At 32.6% G+C, this 22158-nt stretch carries 21 protein-coding genes, 2 tRNA genes and 1 other annotated feature; all 23 genes read left to right on the plus strand.

Going from position 1 to position 22158, the window contains the following annotated elements:
* Position 1 precedes the first annotated feature (1 nt).
* The 23 genes from ispD (at position 2) to fusA (ending at position 22149) form a co-directional block, all read left to right on the plus strand.
* Positions 2-688, plus strand: coding sequence for a 2-C-methyl-D-erythritol 4-phosphate cytidylyltransferase (gene ispD, locus HBE96_RS12490; protein WP_169298083.1), 687 nt, complete (start codon positions 2-4; stop codon positions 686-688).
* Positions 689-1062: 374 nt separating this feature from the next.
* The gene (gene cysS, locus HBE96_RS12495; RefSeq protein ID WP_169298084.1) at positions 1063-2460 is read left to right on the plus strand and encodes a cysteine--tRNA ligase; all 1398 of its coding nucleotides are present in this window, start codon (positions 1063-1065) and stop codon (positions 2458-2460) included.
* A 29-nt stretch (positions 2461-2489) separates the two neighbouring features.
* Positions 2490-2915: a Mini-ribonuclease 3 gene (locus HBE96_RS12500; RefSeq protein ID WP_169298085.1), complete on the plus strand. Its 426-nt coding sequence runs from the start codon at positions 2490-2492 to the stop codon at positions 2913-2915.
* Positions 2916-3656 carry an FAD-dependent thymidylate synthase gene (gene thyX / locus HBE96_RS12505; protein WP_169298086.1) on the plus strand — a complete coding sequence of 247 codons (741 nt, stop codon included), beginning with the start codon at positions 2916-2918 and terminating at the stop codon, positions 3654-3656.
* Positions 3657-3855: 199 nt separating this feature from the next.
* Positions 3856-4581 (plus strand): 23S rRNA (guanosine(2251)-2'-O)-methyltransferase RlmB, encoded by a 726-nt coding sequence (rlmB, locus tag HBE96_RS12510; protein ID WP_342590182.1) that lies wholly within the window; start codon positions 3856-3858, stop codon positions 4579-4581.
* A gap of 12 nt (positions 4582-4593) precedes the next feature.
* On the plus strand, positions 4594-5106 hold the full coding sequence (locus HBE96_RS12515) for an NYN domain-containing protein (RefSeq protein ID WP_169298088.1): 513 nt from the start codon (positions 4594-4596) through the stop codon (positions 5104-5106).
* A gap of 81 nt (positions 5107-5187) precedes the next feature.
* Positions 5188-5820, plus strand: coding sequence for an RNA polymerase sporulation sigma factor SigH (gene sigH, locus HBE96_RS12520; RefSeq protein WP_425350733.1), 633 nt, complete (start codon positions 5188-5190; stop codon positions 5818-5820).
* Between the two features lie 216 nt (positions 5821-6036).
* Positions 6037-6111 (plus strand) — tRNA-Gly (locus HBE96_RS12525).
* 10 nt (positions 6112-6121) lie between these two features.
* Positions 6122-6197, plus strand: a tRNA-Thr gene (locus HBE96_RS12530).
* 76 nt (positions 6198-6273) lie between these two features.
* Complete coding sequence (tuf, locus tag HBE96_RS12535) at positions 6274-7467, plus strand: elongation factor Tu (protein ID WP_169298090.1); 1194 nt, start codon at positions 6274-6276, stop codon at positions 7465-7467.
* 170 nt (positions 7468-7637) lie between these two features.
* Positions 7638-7787, plus strand: a complete 150-nt coding sequence (gene rpmG / locus HBE96_RS12540; RefSeq protein WP_169298091.1) for a 50S ribosomal protein L33 — start codon at positions 7638-7640, stop codon at positions 7785-7787.
* Between the two features lie 45 nt (positions 7788-7832).
* The gene (gene secE, locus HBE96_RS12545; RefSeq protein ID WP_169298092.1) at positions 7833-8063 is read left to right on the plus strand and encodes a preprotein translocase subunit SecE; all 231 of its coding nucleotides are present in this window, start codon (positions 7833-7835) and stop codon (positions 8061-8063) included.
* Positions 8064-8112: 49 nt separating this feature from the next.
* A complete protein-coding gene (gene nusG, locus HBE96_RS12550; protein WP_169298093.1) occupies positions 8113-8634 on the plus strand; it encodes a transcription termination/antitermination protein NusG in 522 nt (173 codons plus the stop codon).
* Positions 8635-8706: 72 nt separating this feature from the next.
* Complete coding sequence (rplK, locus tag HBE96_RS12555) at positions 8707-9132, plus strand: 50S ribosomal protein L11 (RefSeq protein WP_169298094.1); 426 nt, start codon at positions 8707-8709, stop codon at positions 9130-9132.
* A gap of 56 nt (positions 9133-9188) precedes the next feature.
* Complete coding sequence (gene rplA / locus HBE96_RS12560; RefSeq protein WP_169298095.1) at positions 9189-9878, plus strand: 50S ribosomal protein L1; 690 nt, start codon at positions 9189-9191, stop codon at positions 9876-9878.
* A 37-nt stretch (positions 9879-9915) separates the two neighbouring features.
* Positions 9916-10044 (plus strand) — a sequence feature (ribosomal protein L10 leader region).
* 33 nt (positions 10045-10077) lie between these two features.
* Positions 10078-10578 carry a 50S ribosomal protein L10 gene (gene rplJ / locus HBE96_RS12565; protein ID WP_169298096.1) on the plus strand — a complete coding sequence of 167 codons (501 nt, stop codon included), beginning with the start codon at positions 10078-10080 and terminating at the stop codon, positions 10576-10578.
* Between the two features lie 33 nt (positions 10579-10611).
* Positions 10612-10980 carry a 50S ribosomal protein L7/L12 gene (rplL, locus tag HBE96_RS12570; protein WP_169298097.1) on the plus strand — a complete coding sequence of 123 codons (369 nt, stop codon included), beginning with the start codon at positions 10612-10614 and terminating at the stop codon, positions 10978-10980.
* A gap of 286 nt (positions 10981-11266) precedes the next feature.
* A complete protein-coding gene (gene rpoB, locus HBE96_RS12575; protein ID WP_169298098.1) occupies positions 11267-14965 on the plus strand; it encodes a DNA-directed RNA polymerase subunit beta in 3699 nt (1232 codons plus the stop codon).
* 17 nt (positions 14966-14982) lie between these two features.
* Complete coding sequence (rpoC, locus tag HBE96_RS12580) at positions 14983-18519, plus strand: DNA-directed RNA polymerase subunit beta' (RefSeq protein WP_169298099.1); 3537 nt, start codon at positions 14983-14985, stop codon at positions 18517-18519.
* 111 nt (positions 18520-18630) lie between these two features.
* A complete protein-coding gene (locus tag HBE96_RS12585; protein WP_169298100.1) occupies positions 18631-18873 on the plus strand; it encodes a ribosomal L7Ae/L30e/S12e/Gadd45 family protein in 243 nt (80 codons plus the stop codon).
* Positions 18874-18986: 113 nt separating this feature from the next.
* On the plus strand, positions 18987-19364 hold the full coding sequence (rpsL, locus tag HBE96_RS12590; protein WP_007063571.1) for a 30S ribosomal protein S12: 378 nt from the start codon (positions 18987-18989) through the stop codon (positions 19362-19364).
* Between the two features lie 165 nt (positions 19365-19529).
* Complete coding sequence (gene rpsG / locus HBE96_RS12595; protein ID WP_169298101.1) at positions 19530-20000, plus strand: 30S ribosomal protein S7; 471 nt, start codon at positions 19530-19532, stop codon at positions 19998-20000.
* A gap of 79 nt (positions 20001-20079) precedes the next feature.
* Positions 20080-22149 carry an elongation factor G gene (fusA, locus tag HBE96_RS12600; protein ID WP_169298102.1) on the plus strand — a complete coding sequence of 690 codons (2070 nt, stop codon included), beginning with the start codon at positions 20080-20082 and terminating at the stop codon, positions 22147-22149.
* Positions 22150-22158: the final 9 nt, after the last annotated feature.

Below are 22158 nucleotides of genomic sequence, written 5' to 3' on the forward strand. Positions count from 1 at the left end.
TATGAGCAAAAATTATGCGGTTATTCTAGCTGCAGGAAAAGGTAAAAGAATGGGAGCGGGTATTAATAAGCAGTTCCTAAATATAAAAGATAAACCAATTCTTTATTATTCTTTAAATACATTTTCTAAAAGTTCATTTATAGACGAAATTATTTTAGTATGTGCCGAAAGTGAGATAGACTATTGTAAAAAACAAATAGTGGAAAAGTACAATATCCCAAAGGTACATAGTTTTGTAGCTGGAGGCAAAGAAAGACAAGATTCAGTATTAAACGGCTTAAAATCAATTGTTGATTGCAATATAGTACTAATTCATGATGGAGCTAGACCATTTGTAACTCATAAGATTATTGAAGATGGAATTAAATATGCTGAAGCTTATGGTGCCTGTGCGTGTGGAATAAATTCAAAGGATACAATAAAGGTTAGAGATAGTGAAGGATTTTCTACAGATACTTTAGATAGAAGTAAATTATTTTGTGTTCAAACACCACAGTGTTTTAAATATGACTTGATTGTTAAATGTCATAAAAAATTGAAACAGGATAATGTTGTTGTTACAGATGATACTGCAGTAGCTGAACGATTTGGAAATAAAGTTTATTTATATAAAGGAAGTTATAATAATATAAAAATAACTACTCAAGAGGATTTAGGTATTGCTGAAAAAATATTACAAAATTACTAAATGTAAGTCTCTTACTGTCGAAAGTAAGAGATTTACACTTATATACGAGTAAAGTTAAGTGTAGAAATAATTTTGTGAGATTATCAAAAATGATATTAATAATTTTAGGATAGTTTTTATAGGAAGCTGTGAAATTGGTGTAATGAACTAGATTTCACAGCTTTTAAAACTTAAAATAAGGGTTATAACATATTAGATTGTATAGATAGTATTAATACATATTGGGTTTGATTTTAAAGGAAACTAATCCTTATAAAAACATTAATAATACTTAAATAACTTATCATAATATGTTAAAATGTTTAAGAGAATTTTAGTTTAAGTATGTAAAGAGATTTAATTATATGCTTAACAATGGGAGGTAAAATTTAACTATGAAAGTTTTTAATACAATGACAAGACAAAAGGAAGAATTTATTCCTTTAGAAGAGAAAAAAGTTAAGATGTATGTATGTGGTCCAACAGTATATAACTTTTTTCACATAGGGAATGCTAGAACCTTTGTTGTTTTTGACACAATACGAAGGTACTTAGAGTATAGAGGATATGAAGTTAAGTTTATACAAAATTTTACTGATATAGATGATAAAATGATTAAAAGAGCAAAAGAAGATAATATAACAGTAAAAGAATTAGGAGATAAATTTATAGAAGAATATTATAAAGATGCAGATGCTTTAAATATAGAAAGAGCTTCAGTAAATCCAAGAGCAACTGAATACATAGATGGAATTATTGATTTTGTAAAGGAATTAATAGACAGGGGGTATGCTTATGAGGTGGATGGAGATGTTTATTTCCATACTAAAAGGTTTAAGGATTATGGAAAACTTTCAGGTCAAAATTTAGAAGATCTTCAGGCAGGAGCTAGAATTAATATAGATGAAAGAAAAAAAGATCCTATGGATTTTGCAGTTTGGAAAAGTCAAAAGCCTGAAGAACCAGCGTGGGAGAGTCCCTGGGGTATGGGAAGACCTGGATGGCATATAGAATGTTCATGCATGGCATATAAATTATTAGGTGAAACTATAGATATACATGCGGGTGGATCGGATTTAGCGTTTCCACATCATGAAAATGAAATAGCTCAAAGTGAAGCTAGAACAGGTAAACCTTTTGCAAAGTATTGGATGCATTCAGCTTTTGTAAATGTAAATAATGAAAAAATGTCTAAATCCCTTAATAATTTTTTTACTGCAAGAGAGATATTAGAGAAATATGACCCAGATGTTATTAGGTTATTTATGATTTCAGGTCATTACAGAACTCAAATAAATTTTAGTATGGAATCATTAGAATCTACGAAAGCCGCTATGGATAGATTATGTAATTCTATTTCAAATTTAGAGAATTTAATGGAAGAAACGAAACAAGAAAGATTAATGGATGAAGAAAATGTATATTTAAAAACTTTAGATGAATATAAAGATAAGTATATAGAAAGAATGGATGATGATTTTAATACAGCAGATGCTGTATCTGTTATATTTGATCTTATAAGAGACATTAATACTAATGTTAAAGTTAGTTCTTCAAAAGAATTAATAAAGTATTGTTTAAACTTGATAAAAGAGTTAGGAAAGCCACTTGGAATATTACAAAAGTCTCAAAAAGGAACTTTAGAACAACAAGTAGAAGATCTTATAGAAAAGAGACAGCAAGCAAGAAAGGATAAGGATTGGGCTTTAGCAGATAAAATAAGAGATGATTTAAAAGCGCAAGGAATAATTTTAGAGGATACTCCTCAAGGAATTAGATGGAAAAGAATTTAACTAAATGAATTTTAGAATGGAGAATAAAAATGGATTTTAATTTGCTAAAGGGTAAGTTTACTAAAGAAGGAGTAAGACAAATAAATCCATTAGTACTTGCCTTTGTTGGTGATGCTGTATATGAAATTTTTGTAAGAACTTACTTAGTAGATAAAAATAAAGATATGTCTGTGCATAAGCTTCATGTAGAAGCTATAAAATTTGTAAAAGCACATGCACAAAGTCAGCTTATAAAGAAGTTAGAAAAAGAGTTAAGTGAAGAGGAAATGTGGTTTTTTAAAAGAGGAAGAAATGCTAAATCAGGAACAGTGCCTAAAAATGCAGATGTACAAGAGTATAGATTTGCAACAGGATTTGAAGCTTTAATGGGATTTTTATATTTAACTGAACAAGATGAAAGATTGAATTACTTATTAAATATGATAGTAGATTTACAAAAAGATGGAGGAATATAAATGGCTTTAAAAGTTAAATTAATAGAATATACACCTAATCCAGAAAAGGTTATAGCATCGGCAGCAAAATTATGTTATAGCGCTGTAGGTATAGATGAAATTCAGCAAAATCTAGAAGGTGATAAGTCTAAAAAATTTTTAGATATGTTGATGTCTTATGGACACGAATCTCCTATAGAACATGTATCTTTCACTTTTGTTGCAGAAGGAGTATCAAGAAGCTTAACCCATCAATTAGTTAGGCATAGATTAGCTTCTTATTCACAGCAAAGTCAAAGATATGTTAAACTGAGTCAGTTTGAATACATAATCCCCCCTGAAATAGAAAAGAATGAAGAAGCTAAAAAAATATATATTGAAGCGATGGAAGCTACTCAAAAAGCTTATAACAAGCTAGCAGATATTCTAAAAGAAAACTATATAAAAAATGGAATGAATTCGCCAGCATCAGAAAAAAAGGCTATTGAGGATGCTAGATATGTTTTTCCAAATGCTTGTGAAACTAAGATAATGTTAACTATGAATGCAAGAACTTTAATGAACTTTTTTAAACATAGATGTTGCAATAGAGCCCAGTGGGAAATAAGAGCATTAGCAAATGAAATGTTGAAGCAAGTTAGAGAAGTGGCTCCAGTATTATTTAAATATGGGGGACCTTCCTGTCTAAATGGAATTTGTCCAGAAGGGAAAATGACTTGTGGTAAAAAAGAAGAAATGAGAAAGATGTATTTGAGAATATAAGTAATTATAATGTATCCTTATTTTAAATTTTAGGATCAAAAATTATAATTACAATTTATTAGGGTATGAATAAAAAAATGAAAGAGGTATTAATGTGAGATATACTAAAAAAGGTTTTGATAATAATTCAAATAAAAGAAAAGAAAAAAATAGTGATTTTGAAAATGATACTAATGAAAAAGCTTTTAGAGAGGATTTAATAGAAGGAAGAAATGCAGTTATTGAAGTTTTGAGATCTGAAAGAACTGTGGAGCAGATATTAGTTGCTAATGGAGATGTATCAGGATCTATAAATATGATATTAGCATTAGCAAAGGAAAAAAAGGTAGTTATAAAGCAAGTAGATAGAAAAAAATTAGACCAACTTTCTCAAACTGGTGTCCATCAGGGCGTAATTGCTCAAATTACACCTTATAAATATTGTGATGTAGATGATATAATTAAGCATGCAGAAGAAAAAGGAGAAAAACCATTTATTGTAATATTAGATGAAATAGAAGATCCTCATAACTTTGGATCTATAATTAGAACTGCTGAAACCTGTGGAGTGCATGGTATTATAATTCCTAAAAGAAGGAATGTTGGGTTAACTCCTGCTGTGTATAAAGCCTCTGTGGGAGCAGTAGAGCATATGAAGATTGCTAAAGTTACAAATATAAATAATGTAATAGATAAACTGAAAGAAAAAAAAATTTGGGTATATGGTGCAGATATGGCAGGAGAAAGTTATTGCTATGATGTAGATTTTAGAGGAGCAGTAGCTTTAATAATAGGAAGTGAAGGAAAAGGAATTCTAAAACTTACTAAAAATAAGTGCGATGTACTTGTAAAGATACCTATGGTTGGAAAGATATCATCTTTAAATGCTTCTGTTGCAGGTGGAATACTTATGTATGAAATATTAAAACAAAGATTTAAAAAGTAATAGTAATATAAAGTGAAAAATATTTTTGTAGATGGATATAATGTAATAAATAGTTGGTCTGAGTTAAAAAAAATAAAGGAATGTAGTTACGAAGCTGCAAGAAAAGAATTAATAGAAAAATTAAGTAACTATGCAGCGTATAAAAATCACAAGGTTTTTATAGTTTTTGATGCTCATTTGGTAAGTAAAAGTACAGAAAAGGAAGAAAGAATTAGTGATAATATTATAGTTGTATTTACCAAGGAAGGAGAAACCGCAGACGCTTTTATAGAAAAAACAGTCAACAACATAGGTCGAAAAATAGAAGTGTGTGTTGTAACTTCGGATTCCTTAGAACAACAAGTTGTTTTTCAAAGAGGTGCCACAAGAATGTCATCTATAGAATTTTATCATGAAGTTAAAAATGTAGAAAGTAAGATTAAAAGTAAAATAGAAAGAAAATATTCAGAAAAAAGATTTACCCTAGAAGATACAATTCAAAAGGAAATTTTGGAAAAACTTGAAAAAATTCGAAGAAGTAATTAAAAGATATTGACTAGAAATTTGGTTCTAATGTATAATCAGTATGTGGTGTATTTTTATTTTGGAGGGGATATCTTGGATAGAATGGGTAGTATTAGTAAGAAAATTTCCTCCTTTGAAAAAAAATTAGACGAGGAAGTCGTTATTCAAGCAAAAAAAGGGGATACTAGAGCCCAGGAATACTTGATTAATAAATATGAAAATTTTGTGAAAGCAAAAGCGAAGTCTTATTTTTTGATAGGAGCAGATAAAGAAGACATATACCAGGAAGGAATGATAGGTTTGTATAAAGCTATAAGAGATTTTAAACCTGATAAGTTATCATCTTTTAAAGCTTTTGCTGAATTATGTGTTACACGGCAAATAATTACTGCTATTAAAACTGCTACAAGGCAAAAGCACATTCCTTTAAATACATATATTTCTTTAAATAAGCCTATATATGATGAGGAATCAGATAGAACCTTGCTAGATGTTCTATCCGAAGCTAGGGTTGCAGATCCTGAGGAACTAATTATAAGCAGAGAAGAATTGAATCATATACACACAGAAATAGGCGAAGTTTTGTCAAATTTAGAAATGGAAGTACTAATGTCTTACCTTGATGGCAAGTCTTACCAAGAAATTGCTTGTGATTTAGATAGGCATGCAAAATCCATAGATAATGCACTGCAAAGAGTAAAGAGAAAATTGGAAAAGTGTTTAAATAACAAATAGCAGTCTTAATACATGATTTCAATTTAACAATTTTGAAATGAAATAGTGCTGATTTAAAACGATTTTAATGTAATAGATATACAAAAATTTATGAACAATTGATGAATAATACTATATATTTTATTTGTAATTTGGGAAATAATAAAATGTATATTGACAAAAAAATATAGTTGTATTAAAATTGATAATCGGTATATAAGTTTTTATTAGATATGAGCAGGAGTAGTTCAGCGGTAGAGCGCCAGCTTCCCAAGCTGGTTGTCGCGGGTTCGATCCCCGTTTCCTGCTCCAATGGAAAATTGCCCATGTAGCTCAGTTGGCAGAGCGTCACCTTGGTAAGGTGGAGGTCACCGGTTCAATCCCGGTCATGGGCTCCAATAATATATAAACCCTACAACACACCAGGGTGAGTTTACTTAAACTAAAAGTTAACCAAATGAGGAGGAATAAAAAATGTCAAAAGCAAAATTTGAAAGAAACAAACCACATGTAAACATAGGAACAATAGGACACGTAGATCATGGTAAGACAACATTAACAGCAGCAATAACAATGGTGTTAGCAAAAGAAGGAAAAGCAGAAGCATTTAAATATGACGAAATAGATAAAGCACCAGAAGAAAAAGAAAGAGGAATCACAATCAACACAGCACACGTAGAATATGAAACAGAAAATAGACATTATGCACACGTAGATTGTCCAGGACATGCTGACTATGTAAAGAACATGATAACAGGAGCGGCACAAATGGATGGAGCAATCTTAGTTGTATCAGCAGCAGATGGTCCAATGCCACAAACAAGAGAACATATACTACTAGCATCAAGAGTAGGAGTAAGTTACATAGTAGTATTCTTAAATAAAGCAGACCAAGTAGATGATCCAGAATTATTAGAATTAGTAGAAATGGAAGTTAGAGAATTATTAAATGAGTATGACTTCCCAGGAGATGACATTCCAATAATAGTAGGAAGTGCATTAAAAGTAATAGAAAACCCAGATGATGCAGAAGCAACAAAATGCATACATGAATTAATGGCAGCAGTAGATAGCTATATACCAACACCAGAAAGAGCAACAGATAAAGCATTCTTAATGCCAGTAGAAGATGTATTCACAATCACAGGAAGAGGAACAGTTGCAACAGGAAGAGTTGAAAGTGGAATACTAAAAGTTGGAGACGAAGTAGAAATCGTAGGATTAAAAGAAGAAAAAGGCAAGACAACAGTAACAGGAGTAGAAATGTTCAGAAAGTTACTAGATCAAGCAATGGCAGGAGATAATATAGGAGCATTATTAAGAGGAATCCAAAGAGATGACATCGAAAGAGGTCAAGTATTATCAAAACCAGGATCAGTACACCCACATAAGAAATTTGTAGGTCAAGTGTACGTATTAAAGAAAGAAGAAGGCGGAAGACATACACCATTCTTCAATGGATATAGACCACAGTTTTATTTTAGAACAACAGACGTTACAGGATCAATCGCATTACCAGAAGGAGTAGAAATGGTTATGCCAGGAGATCATATAGACATGAACGTTGAACTTATTACACCAGTAGCAATGGATGAAGGATTAAGATTTGCAATAAGAGAAGGCGGAAGAACAGTTGGTTCAGGAGTTGTTACTAAAATAGTTGAGTAATTTTTGATTTTTAGGACTGGGTTTCTAGACCTGGTCCTTTTAAAAGTATTTTTTAAATTTATTGACATATAAACTAAGTTGTGATAAATTATTAAAGTAATGCATAATTTTAGACTTGTAAGAGACATATTAATAGTTTACATATATGATTAAATCAGGAGGTGTAAGTAATGAGAACAAAAGTAACATTAGCATGCACAGATTGCAAACAAAGAAATTATAACACAATGAAAAACAAGAAAAATGATCCAGATAGATTAGAAATGAGAAAGTACTGCCCATTTTGCCATAAACATACATCTCATAAAGAAACAAAATAGTAACTATAGAGGCATATATAAATAATTTTCAAGGATGTGAAAAAAATGGCTGCACAAAATAATACAAAAAAAATAAAAAAATCAGCAGCGTCCGGAAATAGTTTTATTAACTTTTTTATAGATTTAAAAGCGGAAGTTAAAAGAATAACTTGGGCCTCTAAGGAGAATGTAAAAAAAGCAACAGCAACAGTATTGATATTTTGTCTTATTTATGTAGTAATTGTTGGATTGCTAGATGTAGGATTTAAAAATTTGTTTAGTGTAATTTTTAAATAAAGGTAAGAAGGAGGTAGGGGTCGAGAAAAAGATTCCCGTCCCTTGAGCTATGGCAGAGAGAGCTAGATGGTATGTAGTCCATACATATTCTGGTTATGAGAACAAAGTTAAAGCTAATTTAGAGAAAACTATTGAAAATAGGAATCTTTATGATTGGATAGATGATGTTCAAGTTCCTATGGAAGAACAAGTTGAAATAAAAGATGGGAAAAGAAAAGTATCACTAAAAAAAATATTTCCAGGATATGTTTTAGTACACATGGTTATGACCGATGATTCTTGGTATGTAGTTAGAAATACTAGGGGAGTAACAGGTTTTGTAGGTCCAGGATCTAAGCCTGTCGCACTTACAGATGAAGAAGTGGTATCTATGGGAATAACAGAAAAAGCTATTGCCGTAGATGTAGAAGTAGGAGAGAACATTAAAGTTAAGTCAGGTCCTCTTGAAAACTTCCCAGCTATTATCCAAGAAATAAACGCAGAAAAAAGAAAAATTAAAGCGCTAGTTAACATGTTTGGCAGGGAAACACCTGTTGAACTTGATTTTAATCAAATAGAAAAACTAGATTAGTCTATAAGACGAAAGTCTTAATAAGTGGGAGGACAAAAGTCCGTATAACCACATTATAGGAGGTGTAAATTCATGGCTAAAAAAGTAGTAGGAATGATTAAACTTCAGCTTCCTGCAGGAAAAGCAACTCCAGCACCACCTGTTGGACCAGCACTTGGACAGCATGGTGTAAACATAATGGGATTCTGTAAGGAATTTAATGCTAAAACTGCTAGTCAAGCAGGATTAATAATTCCAGTAGTAATTACTGTATATCAGGATAGATCTTTTAGTTTTATACTAAAGACTCCACCAGCAGCAGTATTACTAAAGAAAGCAGTAGGAATAGAAAGTGGTTCTGGTGTACCAAACAAAACTAAGGTTGCTAAAGTTACAAAGGATCAGTTAAGACAAATAGCTGAGACAAAAATGCCAGATTTAAATGCTGCAACAGTTGAAGCTGCTATGAGTATGATAGCAGGAACAGCTAGAAGCATGGGAATAACTGTAGAAGAATAGTTTTGTCAAAGATAGTGGGAGGTAAAAACCGTTAAAACCACAAAGGAGGATTAGTAATGGGAAAGAATTATAAAGAAAGCGCTAAGTTAGTTGACAAAAGTGTATTATATACACCTTCAGAAGCTATGGAGCTTGCTGTAAAAACATCAAAAGCTAAGTTTGATGAAACTATAGAATTAGCTTTAAGACTTGGCGTTGACCCAAGACATGCAGATCAACAAGTTAGAGGAGCAGTAGTACTTCCTCATGGAACAGGAAAAAAAGTTAAAGTTTTAGTTTTTGCTAAAGGCGAAAAAGCAAAAGAAGCTGAAGCAGCAGGTGCTGAATTCGTTGGAGCAGAAGAACTTGTTGAAAAGATTCAAAAAGAAAATTGGTTCGATTTTGATGTAGTAGTTGCAACTCCAGATATGATGGGTGTTGTTGGTAGATTAGGTAGAGTATTAGGACCTAAGGGATTAATGCCAAACCCAAAATCGGGAACTGTTACTTTTGATGTTACAAAAGCAATAGCTGATATCAAAGCTGGTAAAGTTGAATATAGAGTTGATAAAACTGCTATAATTCACGTTGCAATTGGAAAGAAATCTTTTGGAGATGAAAAACTATCTCAAAACTTCCGTGTGTTGATGGAAGCTGTAGTTAAAGCTAAACCAGCAGCAGCAAAGGGTCAATATTTGAAATCAGTAGTAGTTTCAAGTACTATGGGACCAGGAATAAAAATAAATCCAGGAAAAGTTTTAGAGTAGTATTGACATAAGTTAAAAATTTATGTATAATCCTAAGGGTTAACAAGTAAATATTCCGTAGACAGTAGGTGCGAAAGCATAACGATTAACAACCTACCGAGGGTTCCAATATAAAGATTATAATTGGTCTCTCTGTGTCTTCGGGGAGACCTTTAAATTTGTATAATTGCAGTATAAACTGTGAGGAGGTGGACACACAGTGAAAAAGAATAGACAAATAAAAGAAGCAAAAGTTTTAGAAATAAAAGAAAAGATGGAAAAAGCACAAGGTATAATCTTCGCTCAATATCAAGGATTAACTGTTGAAGAGGATACAGAGCTTAGAACAAAGTTAAGAGAAGCTGGTGTTGAATATAAAGTTTATAAAAATACTTTAAGCGCATTAGCTGCAAAGGAATTAGGTTTTGATGAAGTAAGTAGTATACTTCAAGGACCTTTATCAGTAGCATTTGGATATGAAGATCCAACTGCTCCAGCAAGAGTACTTAATGATTTTGCTAAAAACCATAAGAAATTAGAATTAAAAGGTGGAATAGTTCAAGGAGAAATCTTTGATGCTAAAAAGGTTGAACAACTTGCAACAATACCACCAAAAGAAGTTCTTATTGCAAAATTACTTGGAAGCTTCAAAGCTCCATTATCAAATTTTGCTTATTTAGTAAATGCCATTAAAGAAAAAAAAGAATCAGAAGAAGCTTAATTTAAAAAAAGGAAATTTTGGAGGTGTCTAATAATGACAAGAGAAGAAATAATTGAAGCTATAAAAGGAATGAGCGTTTTAGAATTAAACGACTTAGTAAAAGCATGTGAAGAAGAATTTGGCGTAAGTGCTGCTGCTCCAGTTGCTGTTGCAGGAGGTGCTGCTCAAGGTGGTGCTGCTGCAGAAGAAAAGACTGAATTTGATGTAGTATTAGCAAATGCAGGTTCAGAAAAAATCAAAGTTATAAAAGCTGTTAGAGAAATAACAGGATTAGGATTAAAAGAAGCTAAAGAAGTAGTTGATGGAGCTCCTAAGACATTAAAAGAAGGCGTAAGTAAAGAAGATGCTGAAGCTATGAAAGCTAAACTTTCAGAAGTTGGAGCTACTGTTGAAATAAAATAGTAATTCACAAATTAAAGAGGCACTTTATAAAAAGTGCCTCTTTTTTAAAACTTTTTAAGCAATTGAATAAACCTGATTGACAATTTAATAATGTTATGGTAAAATAATTAATTGCATTGATTAATTAAAAATTAAGTATACATTTAATTTTTAATTTTAGATAATTTGAATTAATTATGAAAAATAGGTTATAATAATTTGATGATAATGTGATCAATCCAGAAGCACGTTCTACAGTAAAGTTGTGTTTTTGGTTATTTTTAGTTTATGCAAGGGGTGAGAGTCAATGGTACATCCTGTCCAGGTTGGTAAGAGAACAAGAATGAGCTTTTCCAAACTTAAAGAAGTAGGTGAAATGCCTAATTTGATTGAGGTGCAGCTAGATTCCTATAATTGGTTTTTGAAGGAAGGCTTGCAGGAAGTATTTGATGATATTAATCCTATCCAGGATTATACAGCAAATCTTAATTTAGAATTTGTTGGATACAAACTAGATATGGATAACATTAAATACACTGTTGAAGAATGTAAGGAAAGAGATGCTACTTATGCAGCACCTTTAAAGGTAAAGGTTAGACTACTAAACAAAGAAACTGGTGAAGTAAAAGAACAGGAAGTTTTCATGGGAGATTTTCCTCTTATGACAGAACAAGGAACCTTTATTATTAATGGAGCTGAAAGAGTAATCGTTAGTCAATTAGTAAGATCACCAGGTGTATATTATGATATGTCAGTTGATAAGACAGGTAAAAAACTTTTTTCTGCAACTGTTATACCAAATAGAGGTGCTTGGCTAGAGTATGAAACAGATTCCAATGACATAATATATGTAAGAATAGATAAAACAAGAAAATTGCCAATAACTATTCTTGCAAGAGCTATGGGTTATGGAACAGATGCTGAAATTACTGAGTTTTTTGGTGATGATGAAAGATTAAAAGCCACAATAGAAAAAGATAATACAAAGACAAGAGAAGAGGCACTACTTGAGATATATAAAAGACTAAGACCAGGGGAACCACCTACGGTTGACAGTGCTCAATCACTTATTGAATCTTTATTTTTTGACCCTAAAAGATATGATCTTTCAAGGGTAGGAAGATATAAGTTTAATAAAAAGTTAGCTTTGAGTCTTAGAATTGCAAACCAAGTATCAGCTGAAGATGTTGTTAATCCTCAAACTGGAGAAATACTTGTTGAAAAAGGTGAAAAAATAAGTAGAGAAAAAGCCTTAGAAATTCAAAATTGTGGTGTAATTGCAGTAAATATTCAACTTGAAGATAAAGTTATAAAAGTTATAGGTAATAACTTTGTAAACATACATAATTTTGTAGACTTTAATATAGATGACTTAAATATAAAAGAACTTGTTCATTATCCTACTTTAAAAATGATATTGGACAATTATACTGATGAAGATAGTATAAAAGAGGAAATAAAAAAGAATATACATTCTTTAATACCAAAACATATAATAAGAGATGATATATATACTACTATAAGTTATGAATTAGGATTACCATATGATATTGGTCATACAGATGACATTGATCATCTTGGTAATAGAAGACTTAGGTCTGTTGGAGAGTTACTTCAAAATCAATTTAGAATTGGTTTATCTAGAATGGAAAGAGTAGTTAAAGAAAGAATGACTATTCAGGACCAAGAAGTTATAACTCCTCAAGCATTAATAAATATAAGGCCTGTAGCAGCTGCCATAAAAGAGTTTTTTGGTAGTTCACAGCTTTCACAATTCATGGATCAAACGAATCCACTATCAGAATTAACTCATAAAAGAAGATTATCTGCATTAGGACCAGGTGGTCTTTCAAGAGAAAGAGCTGGATTTGAAGTTAGAGACGTTCACCATTCACATTATGGTAGAATGTGTCCTATAGAAACACCAGAAGGTCCAAATATAGGACTTATTAATTCATTAGCAGCTTATGCAAGAGTAAATGAATATGGATTTATAGAGACACCTTATAGGAAAATAGATAAAAAAGCAGGCATAGTTACAAAACAAATAGTATATATGACAGCAGATGAAGAAGATGAATATCTTGTTGCACCAGCAAACGAACCATTAGATGATGATGGACATTTTGTAGACAGTAAAGTAACAGTAAGAGATCAAGAAGATGTAATTATAGTTCCACGTGAAGATGTTGATCTTATGGATGTATCTGCAAGACAAATAGTTTCTGTAGCTACTGCTATGATACCATTCTTAGAGAATGATGATGCCAGCCGTGCACTTATGGGATCTAACATGCAGCGACAAGCAGTACCATTATTGAAGCCACAGGCACCTATTGTAGGAACAGGCATAGAGTTTAAGGCAGCCGTAGATTCAGGGGTTCTGCCTAAGGCTAAAAATGCAGGAACAGTTGTATATGTAAGTGCTAACGAGGTAAGAGTAAAGAGAGATTCAGATGGTGGTATAGATACTTATAGACTTTTAAAATTTAAAAGATCTAACCAAAGTTCATGTATAAATCAAAGACCTATAGTAAGCAAGGGTGAAAAAGTAGATAGAGGAACAGTATTATCAGATGGTCCTTCTACAGACCTTGGAGAAATAGCATTAGGCAAAAACATTAGAATGGGATTTATAACATGGGAAGGTTATAACTATGAAGATGCTATGCTTATATCTGAAGAATTAGTTAAAAATGATGTATTTACATCAATTCATATAGAAGAGTATGAAGCAGAAGCAAGAGATACAAAATTAGGACCAGAAGAGATAACAAGAGATATACCAAATGTCGGTGAAGATGCTTTAAAAGATATAGATGAAAGAGGAATAATAAGAATAGGTGCTGAAGTAAGATCTGGAGACATACTTGTAGGTAAAGTTACTCCAAAGGGAGAAACAGAGCTTACAGCAGAAGAAAGATTACTTAGAGCAATATTCGGAGAAAAAGCAAGAGAAGTAAGAGATACTTCACTTAGAGTACCTCATGGTGAAGCTGGTATAATTGTAGATGTGAAGATATTTACAAGGGAAAATGGAGATGAACTTCCACCAGGAGTTAATAAATTAGTTAGATGTTATATAGTTCAAAAGAGAAAAATATCTGTAGGAGATAAAATGGCAGGAAGACATGGTAATAAAGGTGTTATATCAAGAGTGTTACCAGAAGAAGATATGCCTTTCTTACCAGATGGAAGACCTCTTCAGATATGCTTAAACCCTCTAGGAGTTCCTTCTCGTATGAATATCGGGCAAGTACTTGAAGTTCATTTAGGATGGGCTGCTAGTGAACTAGGTTGGCATGTAGCAACTCCTGTATTTGATGGAGCTACAGAGGAAGATATAGTAAAATGCTTAGTAGATGCAGGATATGATGAAACGGGAAAAACAGTATTATATGATGGAAGAACTGGAGAAGCATTTGACAATCCGGTAACAGTTGGATATATGTATATATTGAAACTTGCACATTTAGTTGATGATAAGATACATGCTAGATCCACTGGCCCATATTCATTAGTTACTCAGCAACCACTAGGTGGTAAAGCTCAATTTGGAGGACAAAGATTCGGAGAAATGGAAGTTTGGGCTTTAGAAGCATATGGTGCTGCTCACACACTTCAAGAAATATTAACAGTTAAATCTGATGATGTTGTAGGAAGAGTTAAGACCTATGAAGCTATTGTAAAGGGCGAAAACATACCAGAACCTGGAGTTCCAGAATCATTTAAGGTTCTTATTAAGGAATTACAGGCATTATGCTTGGATGTAAAAGTACTTAACGATGATAACGAAGAAATAAGATTAAAAGAATCTGTAGATGAAGAAATCGAAGATTTAGGTGTAAATATAGAAGGAAGCGAAGAGCTCGTTCCACCAACTCCAACTGATGATTATGTTGAGGCAGAAGAAAGCGATGAAGAGTTAGACCTTGACTATGATGATTTATCTTTAGATGAACTTCAAGGTAATTTGGAAATAGATGATTTTAATGACGAACATTAGGAAGGGAGGATGTACCCTTGTTTGAATTAAATAATTTTGATGCATTACAAATAGGGTTGGCTTCACCAGAAAAAATAAGAGAATGGTCAAGAGGTGAGGTAAAAAAGCCTGAAACAATAAATTACAGAACTTTAAAACCTGAAAGAGACGGGTTATTTTGTGAAAGAATTTTTGGACCTATAAAAGACTGGGAGTGCCAATGCGGTAAATATAAGAGGATAAGATACAAAGGTATAGTTTGTGATAGGTGTGGTGTTGAAGTTACTAAAGCTAAAGTAAGACGTGAAAGAATGGGGCATATAGAACTAGCAGCACCAGTATCCCATATATGGTATTTTAAAGGTATACCATCACGTATGGGACTTATATTAGATATGTCACCAAGAGCATTAGAAAAAATATTATATTTTGCATCTTATGTCGTATTGGATCCTAAGGAAACTCCATTACTAAAGAAACAGCTTTTAAATGAAAAAGAATATAGAGAAGCTGTAGATAAATATGGTGATGAAAGTTTTATTGCCGGTATGGGTGCAGAATCCATTAAAAGACTTTTAGAAGAAATAGATTTAGAGCAATCATCTGTTGAACTAAAAGAGGATTTAAAAACTAGCACAGGACAAAAGAAAGTAAGAATAATAAGAAGACTTGAAGTAGTCGAATCATTTAGAAAGTCTAAAAATAGACCTGAGTGGATGATTATAGATGTAATTCCTGTAATTCCACCAGATTTAAGACCTATGGTTCAACTTGATGGTGGAAGGTTTGCTACGTCAGACTTAAATGACCTTTATAGAAGAGTTATTAATAGAAACAATAGACTTAAAAAACTTTTGGATCTAGGTGCACCAGATATAATAGTTAGAAATGAAAAAAGAATGCTTCAAGAAGCAGTGGATGCACTTATAGATAATGGTAGAAGAGGAAGACCAGTAACTGGTCCTGGAAACAGACCTTTAAAATCATTATCTGATATGCTAAAGGGTAAGCAAGGAAGATTTAGACAGAACTTGCTTGGAAAGCGTGTTGATTATTCAGGACGTTCAGTTATAGTTGTTGGACCTGAGCTTAAGATGTATCAGTGCGGACTTCCAAAAGAAATGGCACTAGAGCTATTTAAGCCTTTTGTAATGAAAAAGCTTGTTGAAAGTGGAGTAGCACATAATATAAAGAGTGCTAAAAGAATGGTTGAAAGAGTTCAATCTCAAGTATGGGATGTACTTGAAGAAGTAATATCTGATCATCCAGTGCTTTTGAATCGTGCACCTACTCTTCATAGATTAGGAATTCAAGCATTTCAACCTGTGCTTGTAGAGGGTAGGGCTATAAAGCTCCATCCATTAGCTTGTACAGCGTATAATGCGGATTTTGATGGAGATCAAATGGCAGTGCATGTTCCATTGTCTGTTGAAGCACAATCAGAAGCTAGATTTTTGATGCTTGCTGCACATAATATAATGAAACCATCAGATGGTAAGCCAGTTGTTATTCCTACTCAGGATATGGTTTTAGGATCATATTATTTAACATTAGATAAAGATGGAATGTTAGGAGAAGGAAGATACTTTTCATCACCAGATGAAGTAATCATGGCTTATCAGGTTAAACAGGTTAATATTCATGCTAAGATCAAGGTAAAAATGAGTAAAATTAAAGACGGTGAACTTATTACTGGAATAATAGATACAACACCAGGAAAAATAATATTTAATGAATCAATACCTCAAGATTTAGGATTTATTGATAGAACTAATCCAGAAAATGAGTTTAAGTTAGAAATTGACTTTCTTGTAACAAAGAAAAACCTTGGTAAAGTTATAGATAAGTGCTATATGAAACATGGAGCTACTAAAACATCTATAATGCTTGATAAAATAAAGGCAAAAGGATATCACTATTCAAGTATAGGTGCTATTACAGTTTCTACTTCAGATATGGTGGTGCCTGAAGCTAAAAAGACATTACTTGCAGAAACAGATGCAGCAGTTGAAAAAATTCAGAAAATGTATAGAAGAGGTTTCATATCTGACGATGAAAGATATGAAAGAGTTATAGAAAAATGGACCAAAACAACTGAAGATGTAGCAGATGCTCTTATGGATAACTTGGATAGATTTAATCCAATATTTATGATGGCAGATTCAGGAGCCAGAGGTTCTAAGAGTCAGATTAAACAGCTTGCTGGTATGAGAGGTCTTATGGCTAATCCATCTGGTAAGATTATAGAGTTGCCTATAAAAGCATGTTTCAGAGAGGGTTTAGATGTACTAGAGTACTTTATATCAACTCATGGAGCTAGAAAAGGTAATGCAGATACTGCTTTAAAAACTGCTGACTCAGGATATTTGACAAGAAGACTTGTAGATGTAAGCCAAGATGTTATAGTAAGAGAAGAAGATTGTGGAACACATGAAGGATACGATGTTTCTGAAATAAAAGAAGGAAATGAAGTAATAGAAAGCTTAGCTGAAAGACTTACAGGAAGATATTCAGCAGAAGATATAATGGATCCTAGTACTGGAGAAATAGTAGTTCATAAGAATGATTACATGGATAATAAGCTTGCAGAAAGAATTGAAGGCTTAGGAATTAAGAGAGTTAAGATAAGGTCTGTATTTACATGTAAATCTAAACACGGTGTATGTTCAAAATGCTATGGAATGAATATGGCTACAGCACAAAAAATAAGCATAGGAGAATCCGTTGGTATAATTGCAGCACAAAGTATAGGAGAACCTGGTACTCAGCTTACAATGAGAACTTTCCATACTGGTGGTGTTGCTGGATCTGATATAACTCAAGGTCTTCCAAGAGTTGAGGAATTATTTGAAGCAAGAAAGCCTAAAGGACTCGCTATAGTAAGTGAAGTCTCTGGTACAGTAAAAATGGAAGAAACAAAGAAAAAGAGAACTATTTCTGTAGTTACAGATTCAGGTGAAGAGGTTACTTATGATATACCATTTGGATCTAGAATTAAGGTATCTAATGGAGATGTAATAAGTGCTGGAGATGAAATAACAGAGGGTTCTGTTAATCCACATGATGTAATAAGAATTAAAGGTGTTTTGGGAGTTAAAAATTATCTTTTATCTGAAGTTCAGAAGGTTTATAGACTCCAAGGTGTTGATATAAATGATAAGCATCTTGAAGTAGTAGTAAGACAGATGACAAGAAAGATAAAGATAGAAGATTCTGGTGATACAGAATTATTACCAGGTACAATGATAGATATGTTTGATTTTGATGAAGAAAATGAAAAAGCAGAGGCTAAAGGTGAAAGACCAGCTCAAGGTAGGGTTGCATTATTAGGTATAACTAAAGCAGCACTAGCTACAGATTCATTCCTTTCAGCTGCGTCATTCCAAGAAACAACAAGGGTGCTTACTGATGCGGCCATTAAAGGAAAAGTAGACCCATTATTAGGCTTAAAAGAAAATGTAATTATTGGTAAGTTAATACCTGCAGGTACAGGTATGACTAGATATAGGTCTATCAAAATTAATACTGAAAAAGAATTAGAAGAAAAACAAGTTAATAATCCAATAGAAGTTTAACAATTTATTGACATAGTAGATTTAAAATGATAAAATACACCTGTATGTTTTTAAAAGAGACAAAGTTATATAGCTTTGTCTCCATAGTACTGTAAGGGAGGAAAGGTAATAATGATTCTTAGACTTGAAGGCAGTAAGGTTGTTGGAGTAAAACAAACAATTAAGGCTATAAAAGCTGGCGATGTAAAAATTGTTTATATAGCAAAAGATGCCGATGATAAGTTTATACAACCTATAAAATTATTAGTTAGTGAAGAATCCCTAGAAACAGTATATGTAGATAGTATGAAAGAATTAGGAAAGCTTTGTGGAATAGATGTCGGAGCAGCAACAGCAGCAGTGTTAAAGGATTAATTCCTAATTTAAATAGCTTACAGATATAATTTAACATAAATTTTTAATTTGTTACAAATTAGCTGCTTAAATAAATTTTAAGCTAGTTAATATTTTTTAAAGGAGGTGTAAATATGCCAACTATAAGCCAGTTAGTAAGAAAAGGCAGAAAGACAATAAGTGCTAAATCAACAGCACCAGCACTAAAGGAATGTCCTCAAAAGAGAGGAGTTTGTACAGTAGTAAAAACTACAACACCTAAGAAACCAAACTCAGCATTAAGAAAAATCGCTAGGGTTAGATTAACAAATGGTTTTGAAGTAACTGCTTACATTCCAGGTGTAGGCCACAACTTACAAGAGCATAGTGTTGTTCTTATAAGAGGAGGAAGAGTTAAGGATCTTCCTGGTGTTAGATATCATATCATCAGAGGTGCCTTAGATTCAGCAGGAGTTGCTAACAGATTACAGAGTAGATCAAAATACGGTGCAAAAAAACCAAAACAAAAATAATGTTTGGTTAAGTTGATTTGAAAAATAGTGCTATGTCTTCAGCATTTATATATAGATTTAATAAATAACTTGCAGAAGTACAAAGCACTTTACGGTAGCACATGAAAGAGTGTGGTATCGAGTACCGATGAACTTAAATTTCATATTGTTAAGGAGGGAAGAAAAGTGCCAAGAAAAGGACATATTGCAAAAAGAGATGTATTACCAGATCCAGTGTACAGTAGTAAGGTTGTTACTAAATTCATAAACAACATAATGGAAGATGGTAAAAAGGGAGTAGCACAAAAAATATGCTACGAAGCTTTTGACATAATTCGTGAAAAGACAGGTAAAGAACCAATAGAGGTTTTTGAAGAGGCAATGAACAATGTAATGCCATTACTTGAAGTAAAAGCAAGAAGAATAGGTGGTGCTACATATCAAGTTCCAATAGAAGTTAGACCAGAAAGAAGACAGACATTAGGAATTAGATGGATGCTTGCAGCAGCAGCAAAAAGAGGCGAAAAATGCATGAGAGAAAGACTTTCAGCAGAATTAATGGATGCCGCTAATAATACTGGTGCAGCTGTTAAAAAGAGAGAAGATACTCATAAAATGGCTGAAGCTAATAAAGCTTTTGCACATTATAGATACTAATAATAAACAAAACTGTTTTGGATTTTACCAAAACAGTTTTGTCAAATTTAAATTTATACTTTAAGAGGAGGAAATTTAAGTGGGAAGACAACATCCGTTAGAGAAATACCGTAATATAGGAATAATGGCTCACATTGATGCGGGAAAAACAACTACAACAGAACGTATACTTTTTTATACAGGAAGAACTCATAAAATAGGAGAAGTTCATGAAGGTCAGGCTACAATGGACTGGATGGTTCAAGAACAAGAAAGAGGTATAACAATTACTTCAGCAGCAACTTTTTGTATGTGGAAAGATCATGCTATAAATATAATAGATACGCCAGGACACGTAGATTTTACAGTAGAAGTTGAAAGATCATTAAGAGTTCTTGATGGAGCAGTTACTGTATTAGATGCAAAAGGTGGAGTTGAGCCTCAGACAGAAACTGTATGGAGACAGGCGGATAATTACAAAGTACCAAGAATGGTATATGTAAATAAGATGGATTCTACAGGTGCTGATTTTTACATGTGTGTAAATATGCTAAGAGATAGATTACATTGTAATGCTATTCCAATACAGTTACCAGTAGGAGCTGAAGATCAGTTTAAAGGAATTATAGATCTTGTTAGTAATGAAGCTATAATATATGAAGATGATTTAGGAAAAGTTATGGATGAAGTTGAAATACCAGCAGACCTAAAAGATAAAGCTGCAGAGTATAGAACAGCTTTAATAGAAGCAGTTGCTGAGCAAGATGAAGAATTAATGATGAAATACCTTGATGGTGAAGAATTAACTATAGATGAAATTAAAAAAGGTATCAGAAAAGGCGTTATAGCAAATGCTATAGTACCTGTTACATGTGGATCATCATATAAAAATAAAGGCGTACAGCCAATGATAAATGCTGTAGTTGATTATATGCCATCACCATTAGATATACCAGCAATTAAAGGAACAAATCCTGAAACTGGAGAAGATGATGAAAGACCAGCAGATGATAATGCTCCAATGTCAGCATTAGCATTTAAAATTGCTACAGACCCATTTGTTGGAAGATTAGCATTTACTAGAGTTTACTCAGGAATAATGAAGAGTGGTTCTTATGTATATAACTCAACTAAGGGTAAAAAAGAAAGAATCGGAAGACTTGTTAAGATGCATGCAAATCATAGAGAAGAAGTTGAAGAACTTCGTTCAGGAGATTTAGGTGCAATAGTTGGATTAAAAGAAACTACTACAGGTAATACTCTTTGTGATGAAGCAAATCCAATTGTACTTGAAAGTATGGAATTCCCAGAACCAGTTATAGAAGTAGCTATAGAGCCAAAAACAAAAGCTGGTCAAGAAAAAATGGGTATTGCATTAGCAAAACTTGCAGAAGAAGATCCTACATTTAAAACATTCACTAACCAAGAAACAGGACAGACAATTATAGCAGGAATGGGAGAACTTCATCTTGAAATAATTGCTGATAGACTTCAAAGAGAGTTTAAAGTAGAATGTAATGTTGGTAAGCCACAAGTTGCTTATAAAGAAACAATTAGAAAAGCTGTTAAAGCTGAAGGTAAATTTGTTAGACAGTCTGGTGGACGTGGTCAATATGGTCACTGTTGGATAGAAATGGAACCAACAGAAGGCGAATATACATTTGAAAATGCTATTGTCGGTGGAGCTATTCCAAAGGAATATGTAGGACCTATTGATAATGGTATACAAGAAGCTGCCGAAAGTGGTATAGTAGCTGGATATCCAGTTATAAACTTCAAAGTTAAATTAGTTGATGGATCATACCATGATGTCGATTCATCAGAAATGGCATTTAAAATCGCAGGATCTATGGCATTTAAAAATGCTATGGGAAAAGCAGATCCAGCATTACTTGAACCTATGATGAAAGTTGAAATAGTAATTCCAGAAGAATATATGGGAGATGTAATAGGAGACGTTAATTCAAGAAGAGGTAGAATTGAAGGAATGGATCCAAGAGCAGGTGCAGAAGTAATAAGAGCATTTGTTCCACTTTCAGAAATGTTTGGATATGCAACTACATTGAGATCAAGAACTCAAGGTAGAGGAGTTTACTCAATGGTATTTGATCACTATGAGGAAGTTCCAAAGAGCATTCAAGAACAAATAGCTGGTAAGAAAACTAATTAATTTAATACA

The organism is Clostridium muellerianum (assembly GCF_012926525.1).
Classification (GTDB): Bacteria; Bacillota; Clostridia; order Clostridiales; family Clostridiaceae; genus Clostridium_AM; species Clostridium_AM muellerianum.

What these genes read in the sequence shown, in the direction of transcription:
- ispD (WP_169298083.1), top strand. Translation starts at nt 2, where the DNA reads ATGAGCAAAAATTATGCGGTTATTCTAGCTGCAGGAAAAGGTAAAAGA.
- cysS (WP_169298084.1), top strand. Translation starts at nt 1,063, where the DNA reads ATGAAAGTTTTTAATACAATGACAAGACAAAAGGAAGAATTTATTCCT.
- HBE96_RS12500 (WP_169298085.1), top strand. Translation starts at nt 2,490, where the DNA reads ATGGATTTTAATTTGCTAAAGGGTAAGTTTACTAAAGAAGGAGTAAGA.
- thyX (WP_169298086.1), top strand. Translation starts at nt 2,916, where the DNA reads ATGGCTTTAAAAGTTAAATTAATAGAATATACACCTAATCCAGAAAAG.
- sigH (WP_425350733.1), top strand. Translation starts at nt 5,188, where the DNA reads ATGGGTAGTATTAGTAAGAAAATTTCCTCCTTTGAAAAAAAATTAGAC.
- tuf (WP_169298090.1), top strand. Translation starts at nt 6,274, where the DNA reads ATGTCAAAAGCAAAATTTGAAAGAAACAAACCACATGTAAACATAGGA.
- rpmG (WP_169298091.1), top strand. Translation starts at nt 7,638, where the DNA reads ATGAGAACAAAAGTAACATTAGCATGCACAGATTGCAAACAAAGAAAT.
- secE (WP_169298092.1), top strand. Translation starts at nt 7,833, where the DNA reads ATGGCTGCACAAAATAATACAAAAAAAATAAAAAAATCAGCAGCGTCC.
- nusG (WP_169298093.1), top strand. Translation starts at nt 8,113, where the DNA reads ATGGCAGAGAGAGCTAGATGGTATGTAGTCCATACATATTCTGGTTAT.
- rplK (WP_169298094.1), top strand. Translation starts at nt 8,707, where the DNA reads ATGGCTAAAAAAGTAGTAGGAATGATTAAACTTCAGCTTCCTGCAGGA.
- rplA (WP_169298095.1), top strand. Translation starts at nt 9,189, where the DNA reads ATGGGAAAGAATTATAAAGAAAGCGCTAAGTTAGTTGACAAAAGTGTA.
- rplL (WP_169298097.1), top strand. Translation starts at nt 10,612, where the DNA reads ATGACAAGAGAAGAAATAATTGAAGCTATAAAAGGAATGAGCGTTTTA.
- rpoB (WP_169298098.1), top strand. Translation starts at nt 11,267, where the DNA reads ATGGTACATCCTGTCCAGGTTGGTAAGAGAACAAGAATGAGCTTTTCC.
- HBE96_RS12585 (WP_169298100.1), top strand. Translation starts at nt 18,631, where the DNA reads ATGATTCTTAGACTTGAAGGCAGTAAGGTTGTTGGAGTAAAACAAACA.
- rpsL (WP_007063571.1), top strand. Translation starts at nt 18,987, where the DNA reads ATGCCAACTATAAGCCAGTTAGTAAGAAAAGGCAGAAAGACAATAAGT.